Genomic DNA, 19,495 nt, shown 5'->3' on the forward strand with positions numbered 1-19,495 from the left:
GGGTCGCCTTTCTTTTGGGTACTTTTCTTTGGCGAAGCAAAGAACAAGTACCTCGGCCGCCGGGCCGAGACCCGGTCTCCGCCCTCGACTAAGGCATGCCGCTCACAACAGATCGCACATGCATGCAGGGAAATTACTGCTCTGCAATCACATCCACAAAAACCAGCGGCTCAGTGCCCGTGTTCGTGAGCCCATGTGATTCGTTCTTGCGCACGATGGTCACATCCCCGGCCTTCACCGGCACATCCTTGCCATCCTTGTCCTTGAAGGTGCCACGGCCCGAAATGATGATGTAGGTGTCCTCGTTCGTCGTGTGCTTGTGGTAGCCGATGGAGTCGCCGGGCTTGAGGGTCAGCCAGCTGATTTCCTTGATCGCCTGGTCCTTCAGGGCCTTGTCGCGCGTGAATGCGTATTCACCGATCAGGGTGCCCTTGCCGCCGCCCGCGGCTTCCTTGTTGACCTTGATGAGTTCTTCCTTGGTGAACACGTCGGCCAGGGCGGGCGTGGCAGCGAAGGACAGGGCCATGGCTGCGCACGCAGCCCATGCAGAGATTGCTTTTGTCGTCATATGTCTCCAGTGTTGTTGTCTGTCGCGGCAGCGCAGGGCGCACTGCCGGTGGAGATATTAGAGCGTGCCGGGCTGCGCGTGCTTGGGCCGTCAGGAATCTGAAGGCCCCGTCATCCCGCCAGCTTGGGCAAGGCGGATGCCAGCATCGCCACGCCCGACAGCGTGAGCATGCCCAGCACGATCTGGCGAAAGCGCGCCTCGCTGATGCCGTGGTACAGCCGCGCGCCCAGCAGCACGGGCACCAGCATGGCCGGCAGCGCCACCGCCAGGTAGGGCAGCATGGGCGCCGTGACCATGCCCGTGGCCAGGTAGGCCACCATGGTCACGAGCAGCATGGACAGGTTGAAGTTCTGGATCACCGCACGCTGGGCGTCCTTGTCCCAGCCGCGCAGGGTGCACCACAGCGTGGGCAGCACGCCGGTGAAGCCGCCGATGCCGCCCATCACCCCACCTGCCATGCCCACCACCGCATCGGCGAGCCGGCCGCCGCGCGCGATGCGCGGCAGCTGTTGGGCCAGCAGCATGGCCGGGCACCACAGCACCAGCAGCACGCCCAGCACGATCTTGAAGGCGTCCATGTCCAGCCGCGGCAGCAATGCCACGCCGATGGGGATGCCGGCGAGCCCGCCCAGCACGAAGGGCAGCAGGCGCAGCCTGTCGAAGCCCCGGCGCACCGAGAACGCCGCCAGCACCTGGCCCGTGAGCGAGCCCGCGACCACCAGCACCGCCGCCAGGCGCGGCTCCAGCGTCCAGGCCCAGAGCGACATGGCCGTCAGGCCAAAGCCGAAGCCCGACAAGCCCTGCACGAAGCCTGCCGCCGCCGCACCCAGCGCCACGATCACGAACACCGACGAATCCATTGCCTGCCCCCGCTACTGCTGTTGTTGCCTGGTGCCCGTACCGTACGGCAGCCACATGCATCCACGGATTGTGGTCGCTCCATATAAGCAAACCATCAGCAATTACTATTCACCCATGCGATTTTCCGCATACCCATTCCAGACCGCCATGCCACCCCACGACACCGACGCCACCCAGGCCCTGCAGGCCCGGCTGGCCTCTCGCCTGAAGATGCGGCACCTGGTGCTGCTGCAGCAGATCGAAACGCACGGCACCCTCACCCGCGTGGCGCACCACATGGCCACCAGCCAGCCGGCCATCACCCATGCGCTGGCCGAACTCGAGGCACTCTTCGGTGCGCCGCTGTTCGAGCGCCTGCCGCGCGGCATGGTGCCCACCGCGCTCGGCACCCTGGCACTGGCCCGAGCACGCACCATGCTGCAGGACCTCACCCACTGGGCGCTGGACATCGAGGCCACCAGCGCCGGCCGCGCCGCCCACCTGCAGATCGGCGTGATCCCCTTCGTGCCGGGCCGCCTGCTGGCCGCCGCCATCGGACAGACCCGGCCGCGCGGGCTGCGCGCCACCGTCAGCATCCACGAGGGCACCAGCGACCACCTGCTGCAGCGCCTGCGCGCGCACGAACTCGACTGCGTGATAGGCCGCGCCTCGGCCGTGCTCGACATGGACGGACTGGTGCACGAGGTGCTCTACCACCAGGAACCCCGCCTCATCGCCCACCGCCGACTGGCAGCACGACTGGCGCGGCGCCCGCTGTCCTGGCCCGAGCTCGCCGAACTCGACTGGGTGCTGGGCGCGCGCCAGACCCCCATGCGCGAGCAGATCACCGACTTCTTTCTGCGTGCCGGCGTGGCGCCACCGCAGGCCTATGTGGAGAGCCTGTCGTCCAAGATCATCGGCGAGCTGATCGCCGCCAGCGAACGCGCCGTCTCCATCGTGCCGGCCGACATCGCGCAGGAGCTGGTGCGCATTGCCGGCGTGGCCATCGTGCCGCACCGCTTTGGCTGGACGCTGCCGCCCATCACCCTGTTCCAGCGCTCCGAAGGGGCGCAGTACGCGGAGGTGGCGCTGCTGGCGCAGGCCCTGCGCGATGCGGCCACGGGGTTTGCGGCAGAGCAGGCCTGAGTTCCGCTGCGCAGGGAACCTTTGGCGCGGGGCGCCACTCCATAGAGCCCAGGAACCGGGGACACCAGCCATGCAACGAAGAACGCTTGTCATCGCCGCCGCCAGCCTGGCGGCTGGCTGCACTGCGCGAGCGCCGCTGGCCGAGTCCGCTGGCAGCACCGCCGACCCGGCCTCGGATGCGCCGGAGCCAGGCCGCACCACCAGGGCCCTGGCCGACGCACCGGCCTCGTATGCCGAAGCCTTGCAGCGCTGGAAGGGTGCGGCCGAGGTGAACACCTGGATAGGTGCGCGCTTCGAGTACGACCTGCAGCGCGCCATGCAGTTGTCCGAGACCCAGCGCAGCCGCAGCGCTCGCATGCCCATCCACGAACCGGCGGCCTTCTTTGCCAACCCCCGTGGCGTGTGCGTGGACCTGTCCCGCTTTGCCGTGGAGACATTGCGCGCCGTGGACCCGGCCTCGCGCCCCGGCTACGTGATGATCGAATTCAACCCTATCGCCATCCGCGGCAACACCCTGCGCCGCCACTGGGTGGCCTCGTTCCAGCGGGATGGCCAGACCTGGTTCTTTGCCGACTCCAAGCGGCCGGGCCATATCGCCGGCCCGTATGCAGACACGCAGGCCTTCATGGCCGAGTACGCCCAGTACCGCGGGCGCGAGATCGTGGCGTTCAAGGAGATGGACGGGCACGAGCGCAAGCTGCGCTCGGCATCCTCCGCGAAGGATCGCGATACCGATTCTCCGCAATAGCGGGCCGGGCGCCAGGCAGTGTCCGGCGCGTGCCCACTCAGAACGCCGCCGTCAGCGGATTGGGCCCGATGCGCCCCTCCGCCTGGTCCAGTTTCGCGACGGCCGCCATGTCCTGCGCGTCCAGCGCGAAGTCGAACACACCCGCGTTCTCGGCGATGCGGCCCGGGTTCACCGACTTCGGGATCACCACATGGCCCATGTCGATGTGCCAGCGCACGACCACCTGGGCGGCGGTCTTGCCGTACTTCCTGGCGATGGCCTGGATGGCCACATCCTCCAGCAGTTGGCCCTGGCCCAGCGGGCTCCAGGCCTGGGTGGCGATGCCGTGGGCGGCGTGGTAGTCGCGCAGCCGGTGCTGCTGGAACCGCGGGTGCAGCTCGATCTGGTTGAGCACGGGCTTGGCGCCCGTCTCCTGCACGATGCGGTCCAGGTGCTCGGGCTCGAAGTTCGAGACACCGATGGAGCGCACACGCCCTTCGTCGCGCAGGCGGATGAAAGCGCGCCAGGTGTCCACATACAGTTCGCGCGAGGGGCAGGGCCAGTGGATCAAATACAGGTCGAGCACATCGAGGCCCAGCAGCTGCATGCTGGCGTCGAAGGCGCGCAGAGTGCTGTCGAAGCCCTGTTCGGCATTCCACAGCTTGGTGGTGATGAACACCTGATCCCGCGCCACGCCGCTGGCGCGCAATCCTTCGCCCACCCCGGCCTCGTTGCCGTAGATGGCTGCCGTGTCGATGTGCCGGTAGCCCGAGGCCAGCGCGGCCTTCACGGCCTGCGCGGTGGCATCGGCCGGCGTGCGCCAGACACCCAGGCCGAGCTGGGGGATGGAGCGGCCGTCGTTGAGGGGCAGGGAAGGAGGCGGCTGGGTCATTGCGGGGTTCCTGGCGTCTGGCGGTTGGGAGATTCGATCCGCTGCATGCGGCTTTGCAAAGCATCTTCGCACGCCTGCCAATTGGCTGCACAACCGCGTCCCATGGCGCCAGCCGAAGGGACTGCGTTGTCCAGGCGGTCCTTTGCCATCAACCCGATTGGCTGCCAAATAAAATATTTCCGCCGCGCCTACCAAAATGCATCCATATGCAACCGCCCCAAAACAGGGAGAACCTAGGGGGCAAGCCACGCGCCGATAGACATGGACCCACAACGGACCCTTGGCAGATACGTCTGCATACGTTCTGCAATTAATTAACGCAAATTAACTGAGGCGCCCACGCAACTGCGGTAGACGGCGCGATGGCCTGCATGCCTATGATTTGCCCACAACAAACGCACACGGATGCGGGGTGGGAACAGCATGCAGCACACGATGAAAAAGGGCGCGCACCGCGGTGCGCGCTGGGGCGCCTTGAGCGCATTGGCCCTGGGCCTGGTCGCCTGCGGCGGCGGCAGCAGTTCGGACAGCGGCGGCAGCGGCCAGGGGGCTTCGCAGTCCTCGTCCGAAGTGGTGTACGTCCAGCACAAGTCCGCCTACGAGGTGGCTGCAGCGGCGCCCACCCAGCCGGGCGTGGCGATCAAGCCGGTGAAGGCCACCTCCTCTGCCGTGGAGAATCCCGGCATGTCGGCCAGCGCCGCCATCGACGGCAACCCGAACAGCCGCTGGGGCAGCACCTTCGTGGACGATGCCTGGATCCAGTTCGACTTTGGCGCCAAGGTCGATGTGGGCTACATGAAGCTGGTCTGGGAGCGCTCCTACGGCAAGGAGTACGCGCTGCAGGTCTCGCAGGACGGTGAGAGCTGGACGCAGATCCGCTACGTCACCAACGGCAAGGGCGGCACCGAGGAGTTCCTGAACCTGGGCATGAGCGCACGCTACATCCGCCTGCAGGGCGTGGCGCGGGCCGGTGGCTACGGCTACTCGCTGTTCGAGGTGGAGTTCAAGACACCGGGCACCGACAACACCCAGGGCGTAGGCACTACCTCGGCCTGGCGCTACCCGGCCAATGGCCAGGGCCTGGCGCCCCTGCCAGCCGCACCCGAGGCCGCCGAGCTGACCCAGTTCCGCCTGGCCGATGGCACACTGGTGACGCGCTTCGGCGCACGTGCCCTGGGGCGCCATGGCCGCGAGCGCGGCGAAGAGTGGAACGAGATCGGCTTCGGACCCAACGACACGGTGGACCCGGTCACGGGCGCCCCGGTGGACAAGGGCCCCGGCGCACACCTGACCTTCGTGACGCAGTATTTCCAGAACCGCACCTGGGGCATGGAGATCATCGACAACAGCCGCGTGGCGGGTGTCACCAAGCCCACGCTGGTGGTCAACCGCTACACCACGGTGGACTTCCTGGCGGGCGACACGGCGTTCTTCCGCGCCTTCGACCGGCCCGGTGTCACCGGCTACGGCTGGATGAACCCGGGCGAACTGGTGGACCGCAACGCCAAGGTCTGCACGCCCACGCCCTACCCGGCCAATGGCCGCCTGGCCAGCCCCGACGGCATCAATGGCCCCTGCACCCTGCGCATCAAGGACTACCCGGGCCACGGCGGACTGGGCGCCGACGGCCTGCCCAACGGCACCAACGTGCCTTCGCGCGCGCTGGTGGCCGGCGATGCGATCGAAGTCTCTCCTGCCATGTTCAGCACCCGCGAATCCATGGCCGGGAAGGGCGACAACGGCGGCATCCGCTACTACTCGGCCGAATGGCTGTACGTGGTGGGCACGGGCCTGGTGCCCTGGTATGGCGTGCAGCCACGGCTGAACTCGGCGCCGCTGCCGGCGATCACGCTCTCGGGCGGCACGGGCTCGGTCTCGTACAACTACTCGGACAACGGCGCCTCGATGTTCCAGCAGCCCTTCAACAACGTGGGCATGCAGAACATGCAGCGCTTCGTCGAGGGGCGCCGGCTGATCCACACCAGCTTCGACACCGGGGCCCACAGCGAGCCGGGCAACGACCCCTACCTGCCCGCCGCCAAGCTGCAGGGCACGCACTTCAACCAGTCGGCCTGCGTGGCCTGCCACATCAACAACGGCCGCAGCCCTGCGCCCATGCAGGTCAACCAGCGCCTGGACAGCATGTCGCTGCAGACTGCCAGCCTGGGCGAGGGCGGCCAGCAGCAGCCGCACCCGCGCTACGGCAGCGTGCTGCAGATGAACGCCCGCGCCGCCACCGGCGAGGCGCAGGACTGGGGCAACAGCGTGCGCGTGGCGAAGTTCGAAACGCGCAACGTGCGCCTGGCCGATGGCACCGTGGTGGAGCTGCGCAAGCCCGTGCTCGGCTTCGACGGCCCCGTGCCAGCCGTGCACTCGCTGCGCGCCGCACCGCCCATGATCGGCATGGGCCTGCTGGAAGCCGTACCCGAAGCCGACATCCTGGCCCGTGCACGCGCCACCCCGGATGCCGATGGCGTCAAGGGCGTGCCCAACTACGTCTACGACCCCGAGAGCGGCGTGGTGCGCCTGGGCCGCTTCGGCTGGAAGGCGTCCAAGGCCACGCTGCGCCAGCAGGCCTCCACGGCGCTGCTGCAGGACATGTCGGTGACCTCCACCGTCTACCCCTCGCGCGACTGCAACTACGGCCCCAGCGCCTGCGCATCGGGCGTGCGCAAGCCCGGCATCACCGAGGCCGACCTGGCCTCCATCTCCAACTACCTGGCCCTGGTGGCCGTGCCGGCCCAGCGCAGCCAGGCCAGCGGATTCCCCAAGGGCGTGGCGCCGCTGGACGAGCACCGCGTGAACCCGCAGCAGGTGGCCCTGGGCAGCAAGCTGTTCGACAGCCTGCGCTGCGTGGCCTGCCACACGGCCGAGATGAAGACCGGCTCGGGCCACCTGTTCGCCGAGCTGCGCGACCAGACCATCAAGCCCTACTCCGACCTGCTGCTGCACGACATGGGCGCCGAGCTGGCCGACAACTTCGCCCAGGGCCAGGCCACCGGCGCGCTGTGGCGCACCGCGCCGCTGTGGGGCATCGGCTATACCGACAAGGTGATGGGTGCGGGCCAGGCTGCCAAGGTGGGCTACCTGCACGACGGCCGCGCCCGCTCGCTGACCGAAGCGGTGCTGTGGCACGGTGGCGAGGCCGACGCGGCACGCCGCCGCTTCGAGGCCCTGCCCACGGCCGACCGCGAAGCGCTGCTGGCCTTCCTGCGCTCGCTGTGATCTGATCCTGAAGGCCGCTGCGGGCGAATCGCCTGCAGCGGCCTTTTTTCGTTTCAATAGAGGGTTGTGCGTTGCCGCTCGGGCAGTGCCTGGTCGTAGGCTGCGCCGTCGAAACTCTGGCTGATGGCCGAGAGGATCGCGCCCGGCGTGGGCACGGGCCGCGGCGCGGCGGGGTCCACCGCCTCCCACAGGCGCGAGCGCAGGATGGCGCGGCCACACTGGAAATACACCGACTCCACCGCGATGCGGATCACGCATTTGGGCGCCTGGCCGCTGACCACGAAGCGCTCCATCAGATCCGGCGCCGTGGTGATGCTGGCGCGGCCATTCACCCGCAGCGTCTCGCCCACGCCGGGGATCAGGAACAGCAGCGCCACGCGCGGGTCGGCCACGATGTTGCGCAGGCTGTCCACGCGGTTGTTGCCGCGCCGTTCGGGCAGCAGCAGGGTGTGCTCGTCCAGCACCTGCACGAAGCCCGGCGCATCGCCGCGCGGCGAGGCATCGAGCCCGCCCGGGCCCGAGGTGGCCAGCACGGCGAAGGGCGAGGCCTCGATCATGGCGCGGTACGACGGGTGCACGAAAGGCACCTCCTTGGACAGCGATGCTTCGCCGGGCGTGCCGAACAAGGCTTCGAGCTGGGCAATGCTCTCGATCGAATGGGCGGTATCGGCGACGGTAGCGGTCATGGCAGGTTCCAGGGGTTGATGGCGAAGATCGGGCAGAACATGGCCGCCATGGTGCAGTGCGGCACCGCCGGCGACAAACGAGTTTACGGCCCGCCATGCGTGAGAAAATCGCACGTATGACACCCCGCCTGCCCCCGCTGAATGCCGTGCGCGCCTTTGCGGCGGCGGCGCGCCACCAGAGCTTCACGCTGGCGGCGGCCGAGCTGTTCGTGACGCATGGCGCCATCAGCCGGCAGGTCAAGGCGCTGGAGGAGTTCCTGGGCGTGGCGTTGTTCGAGCGGCGCGTGCGGCAGGTGTCGCTCACGCCCGAGGGACAGCGCTTCTTTGCCGAGGTGGCCCCGGCGCTTGCGCAGATCGGCGCTGCCGCGCAGTCGCTGATGCAGGACGCGCCCGCCCGCACGGTCACCATCAACGTGCGCCCCTCGTTCGCGGTGCGCTGGGTGATTCCGCGCCTTCCGGCCTTTGTGGCGCAGTTCCCCGGCATCGCACCCCAGGTGGTCACCAGTACCGTCCCGCCGGACCAGGCCAGCGAGCATTTCGACGTGGCGATCCGCCGGGGCCGCACCACGGGCTGGCCGACCTCCATCGCCGTGCAGCCCTTCCTGCAGGACGAGGCGCTGATCGTGGGGACCCCGGCCCTGTTCGCCAGCGCAGCCGTGGCCGAACCCCGCGGCTTGGCCGCCCACGTGCTGCTGTGGTCGCGCTCGCGCCCCGACGACTGGGACCACTGGAAGCGCCAGGTGGGAACGCCCCGCCTGCGGCCCGCAGGCCAGTTGCAGTTCGACCACCTGCACTTCGTGCTGCAGGCGGCCATCGATGGCCTGGGCTTTGCGCTGGCCCCGGCTTCGCTGGTATCCCACGACCTGGCCGCCGGCCGCCTGGTCTGCCCCCTGCCCGCGCTGCGCCTGCCGCTCACGCGCCACTACTACGGCCTGGCACCTGACGCGGCGCCCGAGGCGCAGTGCTTTGCACAGTGGCTGCAGGCGCAGTTGCCGCCCCTGGACTGAACGACTGGGCAGCCAGCGCAGGTCAGTCCTGCGCCATCAGGTGGCGAAAAAAGCCGTTGCATTCACGTTCGCGCTCGATGTCGGCCAGCACCTCGGCATCGCCCGCCGCCTGCGCCGCAGCGACAGCGGCTTTCAGGGTGGGCAGCAGCGACCGGGCCGCGGCCACGATGGCGTTCGCATCCACGGTGTTGGCATAGGAATGTGCTGCTGCGTAGGTGCCCTCGAAGCGCTTCCAGTGGGCGAGAGGATGCAGGTAGGGATGCGCGCGGTAGGCCAGGTAGAAATCGCCCTGGTTGGGTGAGTTGCGGGCATAGGACCTCGATGCCGTGCCCTCCACGAGGTGGTGGTTCAGGTAGCGTGTGAAGACCTGCCGCAGCGGGTGGTCGCGCGCCGGGTCCTGCGCATCGGCCAGCGGTGCGAACGAAGTGCCAAGCGCCAGCCGGCGCAAGAATCCGCCCAGCGCCCGGGTGCCGTGCTGCCCGTCGATGGGCGGCAGTTCCAGGATGGAATCCAGCAGTTGCGGCGACACCTGAGGTGTGGAGGTCTGCCGTGCCTGCTCGGCCATGGCCTGGAATTCGGGGTGCTGGTGCAGCGCCGACAGATCGGGGTCTTGCCAGAGCTTGTCGAGGTGCGGATAGCGATAGACCATGGCCCGGCGCACCTCCTCCAGTGCCTCGTCCACGCGGCCCAGGGCGGCGTAGCTGCAGGCGGTGTGGTGAAAGAGGTGGGGATTGAACCAGGCGGTTGCCTCTATGCGCGGATAAAAAGCAATCACCTCGGCCGGCCGGCCCAGCTGGAACAGCGCATAAAAGTAGTTGTTGACATCGCGGTACAGCGAGCCGTCGGCATCCAGGCGATCGCGCGCGTACTCCGCATCGAAGTGCTCGCTGGCCCAACGCGCAAAAAGGTCTGCATAGGCGCCAATAGCGGCCCGGTCCTCCGGGCTTGCCGGGTGGGGCATCGAAGGGCGGCCTTGCCCGGGCTGATTGCGGTCATGGTAGGCCTGCCCCCTCTGCGCCAGCAGTACCTGCGCAGCCGCCAGGTCCGCCACGGGCGTGAGCCGCAAGCCGTCGAATCGACCGCTTGGCAGACACTCCCGATCCAGCAGGTAGCGCCCGCTGGCATCACCGACCACATAGGCGTTGACGAATGCGATGCCTGTGCCCTCTACCGGCAGGTCGTGCTCCAGCCGGAAGCTCGCGGCATCGAGCGGCAGGCGGTCCGCGCCCAGGTACACGGCATGCTCGCCCACGAGCAGCTTGAGGTCATGGAAGTAGCCCGCCGGCTCGACCCGGCAGGTGCCGATGTCGGCACGCGGCACCACCTTGCCGCGAAAGTAGAAATGGTGCGCGTCCTCGGCCAGGAAATCGCCCCGCAGCTTGAAGCTGTGCGCGTCGGCCTGGGGTATGCGCCGCAGTTGCCGGGGCCATGTCGCCTCGCCATGGAAGTCGGTGGAGAACACCTGCGACTGGTCCTTGTAGAACTCCGTTTCTCCCTTCTGCAGCATCCGGAAGCTGGCGGCGTCCACCTGCAGGACCTGCCTTGCGACAACGGCGTGCCGCGCATCGGTGCCGCCCCATGCGGCAGGGCGGAAGCTCGCGGCATCGATCTCGGGCAGCGGCGTGATGTCGCCGGCCTTGTGATAAACGCACTGCCCGTTGAAGAAGTAGTCGCCGAAGAGGTGCATCGGCTGCACGAAGCTCGCCTCGTGCAAGCTGTCGACCAGGCGCTCGATGCGCTGCGCCTCGACACGCGCCAGGCTGCGCTTGGCAATGGACTTGTCCACGATGCGCCCCTTGGGCAACTGCAGCGCGAAGTGGACCTCGGTGGCACGAAAGAAGTGCTTCTTGCATTCCTTGAGGAATGCCGGCTGGTCCAGCCCCTGGACCAGCGCCAGCGGTGTTTCCGTGCAGCGCCCCTCCGCCACCTGGTAGGCGGCAACGGTGTCGTCGAACAGATTCAGCGCGTCCAGGCTGTGCAGCACGAAGCCACCCGGCCCGGTGGCATGCGCCGCCAGCTGCTGCAAGGCCTGCCATTCGCGGGATTCCTGCAGGAATGCAGCATTGCCGTGGTTGAAATAGAAAAACGCGAACAGCGCCTGCTCCAGCTTGAGGTAGCGGAACACCGGGTAGGCGTTGGAAGGCTGCATCAGCTCGTCGGCAATGCAGTCGGCCAGCAAGCCGGCGGCCTTGCTGCGCAGGAATTTCTTGAAGGCCGCTTCGGTCAGCGGGATGCGGGCGATGAGGGCAACGGGTTGGGACATGAGGACGTCAACAGCGAGGAACAGGGTCAGCCCATTGATTACAGTGCGCGCATGTCCTCACACGCCGCACTGTCTGGTGAGAACAACGCAGCGATGAGGAAAAGTGCACGAATGCACGCGATATCACTGGACGCCGGCCGCCCTCTTGCTGCTTTTGAACAGGCCCTCAAACGTCGATGGCGCTGGCAGAGCCCGCCTGCTTGCGCAGCTCGAATTTCTGGATCTTGCCGGTGCTGGTCTTGGGCAGCTCGCCAAACACCACGGCGCGCGGCACCTTGAAGCCCGCCAGGTGCTGCTTGCAGTGGGCCACGATGTCCTCGGGCGTGAGCGTGGCGCCGGCCTTGAGCTCAACGAAGGCGCAGGGTGTCTCGCCCCACTTGGGGTCGGGCCGTGCCACCACGGCGGCGGCCAGCACGGCGGGGTGGCGGTAGAGCACGTCTTCCACCTCGATGGAGGAGATGTTCTCGCCGCCCGAGATGATGATGTCCTTGCTGCGGTCCTTGATCTTGATGTAGCCGTCGGGGTACTGCACGGCCAGATCGCCGCTGTGGAACCAGCCGCCTGCGAAGGCTTCGTCCGTGGCCTTGGGGTTCTTGAGGTAGCCCTTCATCACGATGTTGCCCTTGAACATGATCTCGCCCATGGTCTCGCCGTCCTGCGGCACGGGCTGCATGGTGGCGGGGTCGAGCACGCGCACGTCGCGCTCCAGGTGGTAGCGCACGCCCTGGCGGGCGTTCAGGCGGGCACGCTCGCCGATGTCCAGTTCGTCCCAGGCCGCATGCTTGGCGCACACGGTGGCTGGGCCATAGACTTCGGTCAGGCCATACACATGGGTGAGATCGAAGCCCATCTTCTCCATGCCCTCGATCATCGAGGCCGGCGGCGCGGCACCCGCCACCATGGCCTTTATGCCGGCGGGCACGCCGGCCTTCATGGCATCGGGTGCGTTCACCAGCATGCCGTGCACGATGGGTGCGCCGCAGTAGTGCGTCACACCATGCTCGCGCATGGCGTCGAAGATGGCCTGCGCCTCCACCCGGCGCAGGCAGACGTTGACACCCGCGCGTGCCGCCACCGTCCACGGAAAGCACCAGCCGTTGCAGTGGAACATGGGCAGCGTCCACAGGTAGACCGCCCCCTTGGGCATATCCCACTCCAGCACGTTGCTGATGGCATTGGTAGCCGCGCCGCGGTGGTGGTAGACCACGCCCTTGGGGTTGCCGGTGGTGCCGCTGGTGTAGTTCAGGGCAATGGCGTCCCACTCGTCGGCCGGTAGTTCCCACGCGTGCTTGGCATCGCCTGCAGCCACGAAGGCGTCGTAGTCCGTGCCGCCCAGGTCCTGCACGGCCGGGCCGTACACGGCGTCCTGCACCGTGAGCACCAGCAGCGGCGCCTGGGACTTGCGCCATGCCAGGGCCTTGGCCAGGGTGCCGGTGAACTCCGGGTCGACGATGATGGCGCGCGCCTCGCCATGGTCGAGCATGAAGGCAATGGTCTCGGGATCGAGCCGGGTATTGATGGCATTGAGCACGGCGCCGGCCATGGGCACGCCGAAATGCGCCTCCACCATGGGCGGGGTGTTGGGCAGCAGTGCCGCCACGGTGTCGTTCTTGCCGATGCCGGCGCGGTTCAGGCTGCTGGCCAGCTGGCGGCAGCGCGCATGGGTCTGGCCCCAGGTCTGGCGCAGGCTGCCGTGCACGATGGCCAGGCGGTCGGGGTAGACCTCGGCCGTGCGCTCGATGAAGGACAGGGGCGACAGGGGCGCGAAGTTGGCGCTGTTGCGCTCCAGGTGCTGGTCGAACATAGGGGGCATGGCGGCGTTCCTTGGCAGTTGAGAACCTGTTCTAAGGGCAATCGGGCCATTAGACCAAAGGGCCATGCCGCCGCATTCAGGGCCAACCCGCGGGCCGTCCGTCCTTCCTGGCGGCTCATTCCTTGCGGTTGAGCAGCGCGTACAGCAGGATGGCGCCGAAGGTGGCTGTGCCGATGCCGCCCAGTGCGAACTGGCCGAACTTGAGCGTGAAGTCGCCCGTGCCCAGGATGAGCGTGATGGCGGCCACGATGAGGTTCTTGTTCTGCGAGAAGTCCACCTTGTTGTCCACCCAGATCTTGGCGCCGGCCACTGCGATCAGGCCGAACACCACGATCGACACCCCGCCCATCACCGGCAGCGGAATGGTCTGGATCAGCGCGCCGAACTTGGGGGAAAAGCCCAGCACCAGCGCGAACACGCCCGCCAGCAGGAACACGGCGGTGGAGTAGATCTTGGTGGCCGCCATCACGCCAATGTTCTCCGCATAGGTGGTCACGCCCGTGCCGCCCACACCGCCACTCACCATGGTGGCCACGCCATCGCCGATGAACGCGCGGCCCATGTAGCGGTCCAGGTCGCGGCCGGTCATGGCCGTCACGGCCTTGATGTGACCCAGGTTCTCGGCCACCAGAATGATGGCCACCGGGGCGATGAGCAGCATGGCGTTGCCGCTGAACACCGGTGCGGCGAAGTTGGGCATGCCCACCCACGCGGCGTTCGCCAGGACGGAGAAGTCGATCGGCTTGCCCAGGCCCATGCCGTTGGTGAGCACCGCGTAGATGATGCTGGCCACGATCAGGCCCACCAGGATCAACAGGCGCTGCACCATGCCGCGTGTGAGCACGGCCACCAGGCCCACGCTCACGAAGGTCACGAGCTGCATCCAGCTGTCGAAGTTGCTGGCTGCCATGTTCTTGATGGGGATGCCCGCCAGGTTCAGGCCGATCACGGCCACCACGGCACCGGTGACCACGGGCGGCATGAAGCGCTCGATCCAGCCCGTGCCGATGGCCTGCACCAGCACGCCAATCAGCGTGTAGAGCAGGCCGCACGCGATGATGCCGCCCAACGCCACGCCGATGTTGGCGTTGGGGCCGCTGCCCGCATGGCCCGTGGCCGCGATCACCACGCCGATGAAGGCGAAGCTCGAACCCAGGTAGCTGGGCACCTTGCCGCCGGTGACGATGAAGAAGATCAGCGTGCCCACGCCGCTCATCAGGATGGCGACGTTGGGGTCGAACCCCATCAGGATGGGCGCCAGCACCGTGGCGCCGAACATGGCGATCACGTGCTGCACGCCCATGGCCGCCGTCTGCGGCCAGGGCAGCCGCTCATCCGGCGCGATCACGCCCCCCTGCTGCAGCACGTCTGCACTCTTTTCCTGCCAGTTCATGAATCCCATGATGTATTGTTCCTTGTGATTTGAGGCGGGAATGCTAGTGGATGAATAGCGGCCCAACGCGCTGGTTCGGCAGGTTTTCGTCTTTCAGGGACAACCTGGCCCAAGGGCCGGGCAGCCGGATTCAGGGTCCAACCGCGGGCATTGCAGATGGAGGAAAATGCCCAGGTGTCCATCCCCCAGTCATTCATCCAGGAACTGCTTGCCCGCACCGACGTGGTCGAGATCGTGGGCCGCTACGTCCAGTTGAAGAAAGGCGGGGCCAATTTCATGGGGCTGTGCCCCTTCCACGGGGAAAAGTCGCCATCCTTCAGCGTCAGCCCCTCCAAGCAGTTCTACCACTGCTTCGGCTGTGGCAAGAACGGCAATGCCATCGGCTTCCTCATGGACCATGCGGGCATGGGTTTCGTCGAGGCCGTACAGGACCTGGCCCAGCAGGTGGGCCTGCAGGTGCCCGACGACGACATCTCCCCGCAGGAGAAGGAGCGTGCCGCCGCCGCCCGCCAGAAGCAGGCCACGCTGACCGACGTGCTGGAAAAAGCCGGTGACGCCTACCGCCGCCAGCTGCGCGAGTCGCAGCGCGCCATTGCCTACTTCAAGGGCCGGGGCGTCTCGGGCGCGGTGGCCAAGCGCTATGGCCTGGGCTATGCGCCCGAGGGCTGGCGCAGCCTGGCCAGCGTGTTCCCGCACTACGACGACCCGCTGCTCGAGGAAAGCGGCCTGGTCATCGTGGGCGAGGACGGGCAGGACAAGCGCTATGACCGCTTTCGCGACCGGGTGATGTTCCCCATCCGCAACGTCAAGGGCGAATGCATCGGCTTTGGCGGGCGCGTGCTGGGCGACGACAAGCCCAAGTACCTCAATTCGCCCGAAACCCCGGTGTTCCACAAGGGGCGCGAACTCTACGGCCTCTTCGAGGCGCGCACGCCCATCCGCGAGCATGGCTATGCGCTCGTGACCGAAGGCTACATGGACGTGGTGGCGCTGGCGCAGCTCGGTTTTCCGAACGCCGTGGCCACGCTGGGCACGGCGTGCACGCCCGAGCATGTGCAAAAGCTGCTGCGCTTCACCGAGGCGGTGGTGTTCAGCTTCGACGGCGACAACGCCGGCCGGCGCGCCGCGCGCAAGGCGCTCGATGGCGCCTTGCCCCACGCCACGGACACGCGCAGCATCAAGTTTTTGTTCCTGCCGGCCGAGCACGACCCGGACAGCTTCATCCGCGCCCATGGCACGGATGCCTTTGCCAGGCACGTGAGCGAGGCAGTGCCGCTGAGCCGCTTCCTGGTCGAATCGGCCAGCGACGGCTGCGACCTGACCACCGCCGAGGGCCGCGCCCACATGGCCAGCAACGCTCGCCCCTTGTGGACGGCGCTGCCCGATGGGGTGCTCAAGCGCCAGCTGCTGGGCGAACTGGCCGAGCTCACGCAGCTCAATGCACGTGACCTCTCCGAGCTGTGGAACCCCGGCGGAGCCCGCGCTCCCGCCGCAGCGCCGGCACCCCAGCAGCGGCCTTCACGCACGCAGGAAGCCGCCAACCCGTCTGCCGATGAGCCCCCCTGGGGTGGTTCCCCGCCCGACCTGGACGGCTGGCAGCCCCCCCATGGGCCCGACTACGTGGGCGGCGGGTACCAGGGCCAGAGCGATGGCGGCCATGGCGGCTACAGCGGTGGTGGAAGCGTCGGGGCCGGCAATGGCAAGCCCCCCTTCCGCAAGGGCGGCAGCAGTGAATGGGTCAACAGCGGCGGCAAGTGGAAAAAGAAGGACAAGGACTCTCCCTGGGGCCCCCAGCCGCGCTTGCCGCGCACCCCCGCCATGGGCCGGGCAGACCACGCTGCGCGCCTGCTGCTGTCCCACATGGGCTTTCTCGAAGAGCTCACCCACGACGACCACACCGCCCTGTGCGCCCTGCCGGCGCCCCATGGACCGCTGTTCACCTGGCTGGAAGCGCAGTTCCACGAGCACGGCCCGCAGGCCTGGGCGGTACTGCGCGAGAGCCTGCGCGACCACGAATGCGAGGAACTGGGCGTCAAGGTGATGACCGGCGCCCACGCCCAGACCGAGGGCGAACTGGCGGAACTCCGGCTGGAATTGCGGGATCTACTGAACCGGATGCTCATCGAAGACATCAAGGAACAACAGAAACTGCTGATCCTGCAGGCGGCCAAGGACCCCACCGCCCTGGAGCGCTACCGCGTTCTGGAACAAAAACGTGTTGTTTTATTGGGTGCAACCGTCAAGGCGGCTTGAAATCGGCCCAGATGGTATAATGTAGGGTTAGGCAAGAGCGACAGCAGCACCTCCGAGCCGGGCCACCGTGACAAACGCGCACAACCGCCCACCCATCGCAAGGACTGCACACCAAATGTTCGCCCAGACATCTTGCCCCTGAGGGATGCCCCTCGAGCTGCAAAAGCACGGCTTTTGCAGTGCCACCCGCGCCGGGATCTGTGGCGCTTGCGTTTTCTTTGTGTCCGTTTTTGATTCTGAGGTTGTTCATGCCCGCTCAAAAGTCCGCGAAGCCATCCAAGTCCGCTCCAGCACCCGCCGCCAAGGCCGTCTCCAAAACTGCGGCCAAGGCTCCCGCCAAGGCCGCAGCCTCCAAAGCCGCCGCTGCGCCCGCCCCTGCCGCCAAGAAAGTGAAACCAGTGCCTGTGAACAAGTCTGCCGAGAAGACGGAAGCCCCCGAAGAACTCAAGAAAGCCCGCGCCAAGGCTGCCGTCGAGGCAGACGGCGAAGAAGCCCCCAAGAAGCGCCCTGGCCGCCCCGCCAAGGCCGCGGGTGCCGCCACGGCCGAGGCCAAGGTGCCCGCCAAGCGTGGCCGCAAGCCCAAGGCAGCTGCCGGCGGCGCAAGCGCCGAAGAGAGCGGTGACGACGCCGACCTGTCGGACATCGAAGCCGACCTGGAAGGTGAAGTCGAGACCGAAGCCGAGGCCGCGCCCACGGCCGAGAAGGTCAAGCCCCTGCGCATGAAGATCAGCAAGGCCAAGGAACGGGCCTTGATGAAGGAATTCGGCCTGGACGAGACCGTCCTGTCCGAGGAAGACCTGGCCAAGCGCCGCTCGCGCCTGAAGACCCTGATCAAGCTGGGCAAGACGCGCGGCTACCTCACGCACGTCGAAATCTCCGACCACTTGCCCGACAAGCTGGTCGATGCCGAAACGCTCGAAGCCGTCATCACCACGCTGAACGACCTGGGCGTGGCCGTGTACGAGCAGACGCCCGATGCCGAGGCGCTGATCATCACCGACAACGCCCCCACGGGCGCCAGTGAAGAAGAAGCCGAAGAAGCCGCCGAAGCCGCCCTGTCCACCGTGGACAGCGAATTCGGCCGCACCACCGACCCCGTGCGCATGTACATGCGCGAAATGGGCACGGTGGAGCTGCTCACCCGCGAAGGTGAAATCGAAATCGCCAAGCGCATCGAAGGCGGCCTGATGGCCATGATGGAGGCGATCAGCGCATCGCCCGCCACCATCGCCGAGATCCTCAACATGGGTGAGGAGATCCGCGAGGGCAAGGTCGTCATCTCCACCATCGTGGACGGCTTCTCCAACCCCAACGAGGCCGACGACTACGTGGCCGAGGAAGACTTCGACGAATTCGACGAAGCCGACGACGACGACGGCAAGGGCGGCTCCAAGGCTCTGACCAAGAAGCTCGAAGAACTCAAGAAGCAGGCCCTCGAGCGCTTCGACAAACTCCGGGACCTGTTCGAGAAGGTCCACAAGATCTACGACAAGGAAGGCTACGGCACGCCTGCCTACGTGAAGGCCCAGCACGCCCTGTCGGAAGAGCTGATGACCATCCGCTTCACCGCCAAGACCATTGAGAAGCTGTGCGACATGGTGCGCGGCCAGGTGGACGACGTGCGCAAGAAGGAGCGCGAGCTGCGCCGCATCATCGTGGACAAGTGCGGCATGCCGCAGGAAACCTTCATCAAGGACTTCCCGCCCAACCTGCTGAACCTGCAGTGGGTGGAAAAGCAGGCCGCCGCCGGCAAGCCCTGGAGCACGGTGATGGCGCGCAACATCCCGCCCGTGCAGGAACTGCAGCAAAGGCTGATGGACCTGCAGGCCCGCGTGGTGGTGCCGCTGACCGAGCTCAAGGACATCAACAAGCGCATGAACGAGGGCGAGGCCACCTCGCGCGACGCGAAGAAGGAAATGATCGAGGCCAACCTGCGCCTCGTGATCTCCATCGCCAAGAAGTACACGAACCGCGGCCTGCAGTTCCTGGACCTGATCCAGGAAGGCAACATCGGCCTGATGAAGGCCGTGGACAAGTTCGAATACCGCCGCGGCTACAAGTTCTCGACCTACGCCACGTGGTGGATCCGCCAGGCCATCACGCGCTCGATCGCCGACCAGGCGCGCACCATCCGTATCCCGGTGCACATGATCGAGACCATCAACAAGATGAACCGCATCAGCCGCCAGCATCTGCAGGAGTTCGGCTTCGAGCCCGATGCGTCCATCCTGGCTGCGAAGATGGAGATCCCGGAAGAGAAGATCCGCAAGATCATGAAGATCGCCAAGGAGCCGATCTCGATGGAAACCCCCATCGGCGACGACGACGACAGCCACCTGGGCGACTTCATCGAGGACGGTGCCAACACCGCCCCCATCGACGCCGCCATGCAGGCCGGCCTGCGCGACGTGGTCAAGGACATCCTGGACGGCCTCACGCCGCGCGAAGCCAAGGTGCTGCGCATGCGCTTCGGTATCGAGATGTCCACCGACCATACGCTGGAAGAAGTGGGCAAGCAGTTCGACGTGACGCGCGAACGCATTCGCCAGATCGAAGCCAAGGCGCTGCGCAAGTTGAAGCACCCCAGCCGCTCGGACAAGCTGCGCAGCTTCATAGACTCGCTGTAAGCAACAGCTCTGGCGAACGTCCCCTGGCGGGGACCTTCTCCACCTCCGACGCCCT

General features: G+C 67.1%; 13 protein-coding genes. 6 read left to right on the plus strand and 7 right to left on the minus strand.

Features of this window, described 5'->3' with window-relative positions; all coding sequences use genetic code 11:
- Window positions 1-133 precede the first annotated feature (133 nt).
- Together PMI14_RS24930 and PMI14_RS24935 are read right to left on the minus strand one after the other, a co-directional pair.
- Window positions 134-526, minus strand: a complete 393-nt coding sequence (locus PMI14_RS24930) for a cupin domain-containing protein (protein ID WP_007858595.1) — start codon at window positions 524-526, stop codon at window positions 134-136.
- A 152-nt stretch (window positions 527-678) separates the two neighbouring features.
- Window positions 679-1,428: a sulfite exporter TauE/SafE family protein gene (locus tag PMI14_RS24935; RefSeq protein ID WP_007858596.1), complete on the minus strand. Its 750-nt coding sequence runs from the start codon at window positions 1,426-1,428 to the stop codon at window positions 679-681.
- 148 nt (window positions 1,429-1,576) lie between these two features.
- Here PMI14_RS24935 and PMI14_RS24940 point away from each other — a divergent pair, with 148 nt between their 5' ends.
- Both PMI14_RS24940 and PMI14_RS24945 read left to right on the plus strand, forming a co-directional pair.
- A complete protein-coding gene (locus PMI14_RS24940) occupies window positions 1,577-2,554 on the plus strand; it encodes a LysR substrate-binding domain-containing protein (RefSeq protein ID WP_035205641.1) in 978 nt (325 codons plus the stop codon).
- A 70-nt stretch (window positions 2,555-2,624) separates the two neighbouring features.
- Window positions 2,625-3,302, plus strand: coding sequence for a hypothetical protein (locus tag PMI14_RS24945; protein ID WP_007858599.1), 678 nt, complete (start codon window positions 2,625-2,627; stop codon window positions 3,300-3,302).
- Window positions 3,303-3,339: 37 nt separating this feature from the next.
- On the opposite strand, the gene PMI14_RS24950 is transcribed toward PMI14_RS24945, so the two are convergent.
- Entirely contained in the window at window positions 3,340-4,173 is an 834-nt protein-coding gene (locus PMI14_RS24950) for an aldo/keto reductase (RefSeq protein WP_007858601.1), read from the minus strand.
- A 423-nt stretch (window positions 4,174-4,596) separates the two neighbouring features.
- On the opposite strand from PMI14_RS24950, the gene PMI14_RS24955 reads away from it, so the two are divergent.
- Window positions 4,597-7,398: a di-heme oxidoredictase family protein gene (locus PMI14_RS24955; protein ID WP_007858603.1), complete on the plus strand. Its 2,802-nt coding sequence runs from the start codon at window positions 4,597-4,599 to the stop codon at window positions 7,396-7,398.
- 53 nt (window positions 7,399-7,451) lie between these two features.
- Here the strand turns inward: PMI14_RS24955 and PMI14_RS24960 are convergent, their stop codons facing one another.
- Window positions 7,452-8,084, minus strand: coding sequence for a pyridoxamine 5'-phosphate oxidase family protein (locus PMI14_RS24960; protein ID WP_007858605.1), 633 nt, complete (start codon window positions 8,082-8,084; stop codon window positions 7,452-7,454).
- Window positions 8,085-8,200: 116 nt separating this feature from the next.
- Between PMI14_RS24960 and PMI14_RS24965 the strand changes: the two genes are divergently transcribed.
- Window positions 8,201-9,091 carry a LysR substrate-binding domain-containing protein gene (locus PMI14_RS24965; protein WP_035205642.1) on the plus strand — a complete coding sequence of 297 codons (891 nt, stop codon included), beginning with the start codon at window positions 8,201-8,203 and terminating at the stop codon, window positions 9,089-9,091.
- Window positions 9,092-9,113: 22 nt separating this feature from the next.
- Here PMI14_RS24965 and PMI14_RS24970 read toward each other — a convergent pair whose 3' ends face one another.
- From PMI14_RS24970 to PMI14_RS24980, 3 genes are all read right to left on the minus strand, one after another.
- On the minus strand, window positions 9,114-11,354 hold the full coding sequence (locus tag PMI14_RS24970; protein ID WP_007858608.1) for a DKNYY domain-containing protein: 2,241 nt from the start codon (window positions 11,352-11,354) through the stop codon (window positions 9,114-9,116).
- 166 nt (window positions 11,355-11,520) lie between these two features.
- Window positions 11,521-13,167, minus strand: a complete 1,647-nt coding sequence (locus PMI14_RS24975) for an acyl-CoA synthetase (RefSeq protein WP_007858611.1) — start codon at window positions 13,165-13,167, stop codon at window positions 11,521-11,523.
- 115 nt (window positions 13,168-13,282) lie between these two features.
- Complete coding sequence (locus PMI14_RS24980; protein ID WP_007858612.1) at window positions 13,283-14,569, minus strand: solute carrier family 23 protein; 1,287 nt, start codon at window positions 14,567-14,569, stop codon at window positions 13,283-13,285.
- 165 nt (window positions 14,570-14,734) lie between these two features.
- Here PMI14_RS24980 and dnaG point away from each other — a divergent pair, with 165 nt between their 5' ends.
- Together dnaG and rpoD are read left to right on the plus strand one after the other, a co-directional pair.
- Window positions 14,735-16,813, plus strand: coding sequence for a DNA primase (dnaG, locus tag PMI14_RS24985; RefSeq protein WP_035205646.1), 2,079 nt, complete (start codon window positions 14,735-14,737; stop codon window positions 16,811-16,813).
- A gap of 248 nt (window positions 16,814-17,061) precedes the next feature.
- On the plus strand, window positions 17,062-19,440 hold the full coding sequence (gene rpoD / locus PMI14_RS24990; protein ID WP_007858614.1) for an RNA polymerase sigma factor RpoD: 2,379 nt from the start codon (window positions 17,062-17,064) through the stop codon (window positions 19,438-19,440).
- The last annotated feature ends 55 nt before the right edge of the window (window positions 19,441-19,495 follow it).

The organism is Acidovorax sp. CF316 (genome assembly GCF_000276605.1).
Lineage (GTDB): Bacteria > Pseudomonadota > Gammaproteobacteria > Burkholderiales > Burkholderiaceae_C > Acidovorax.

What these genes read in the sequence shown, in the direction of transcription:
- PMI14_RS24930 (WP_007858595.1), bottom strand. Translation starts at nt 526, where the DNA reads ATGGCCCTGTCCTTCGCTGCCACGCCCGCCCTGGCCGACGTGTTCACC.
- PMI14_RS24935 (WP_007858596.1), bottom strand. Translation starts at nt 1,428, where the DNA reads ATGGATTCGTCGGTGTTCGTGATCGTGGCGCTGGGTGCGGCGGCGGCA.
- PMI14_RS24940 (WP_035205641.1), top strand. Translation starts at nt 1,577, where the DNA reads ATGCCACCCCACGACACCGACGCCACCCAGGCCCTGCAGGCCCGGCTG.
- PMI14_RS24945 (WP_007858599.1), top strand. Translation starts at nt 2,625, where the DNA reads ATGCAACGAAGAACGCTTGTCATCGCCGCCGCCAGCCTGGCGGCTGGC.
- PMI14_RS24950 (WP_007858601.1), bottom strand. Translation starts at nt 4,173, where the DNA reads ATGACCCAGCCGCCTCCTTCCCTGCCCCTCAACGACGGCCGCTCCATC.
- PMI14_RS24955 (WP_007858603.1), top strand. Translation starts at nt 4,597, where the DNA reads ATGCAGCACACGATGAAAAAGGGCGCGCACCGCGGTGCGCGCTGGGGC.
- PMI14_RS24960 (WP_007858605.1), bottom strand. Translation starts at nt 8,084, where the DNA reads ATGACCGCTACCGTCGCCGATACCGCCCATTCGATCGAGAGCATTGCC.
- PMI14_RS24965 (WP_035205642.1), top strand. Translation starts at nt 8,201, where the DNA reads ATGACACCCCGCCTGCCCCCGCTGAATGCCGTGCGCGCCTTTGCGGCG.
- PMI14_RS24970 (WP_007858608.1), bottom strand. Translation starts at nt 11,354, where the DNA reads ATGTCCCAACCCGTTGCCCTCATCGCCCGCATCCCGCTGACCGAAGCG.
- PMI14_RS24975 (WP_007858611.1), bottom strand. Translation starts at nt 13,167, where the DNA reads ATGCCCCCTATGTTCGACCAGCACCTGGAGCGCAACAGCGCCAACTTC.
- PMI14_RS24980 (WP_007858612.1), bottom strand. Translation starts at nt 14,569, where the DNA reads ATGGGATTCATGAACTGGCAGGAAAAGAGTGCAGACGTGCTGCAGCAG.
- rpoD (WP_007858614.1), top strand. Translation starts at nt 17,062, where the DNA reads ATGCCCGCTCAAAAGTCCGCGAAGCCATCCAAGTCCGCTCCAGCACCC.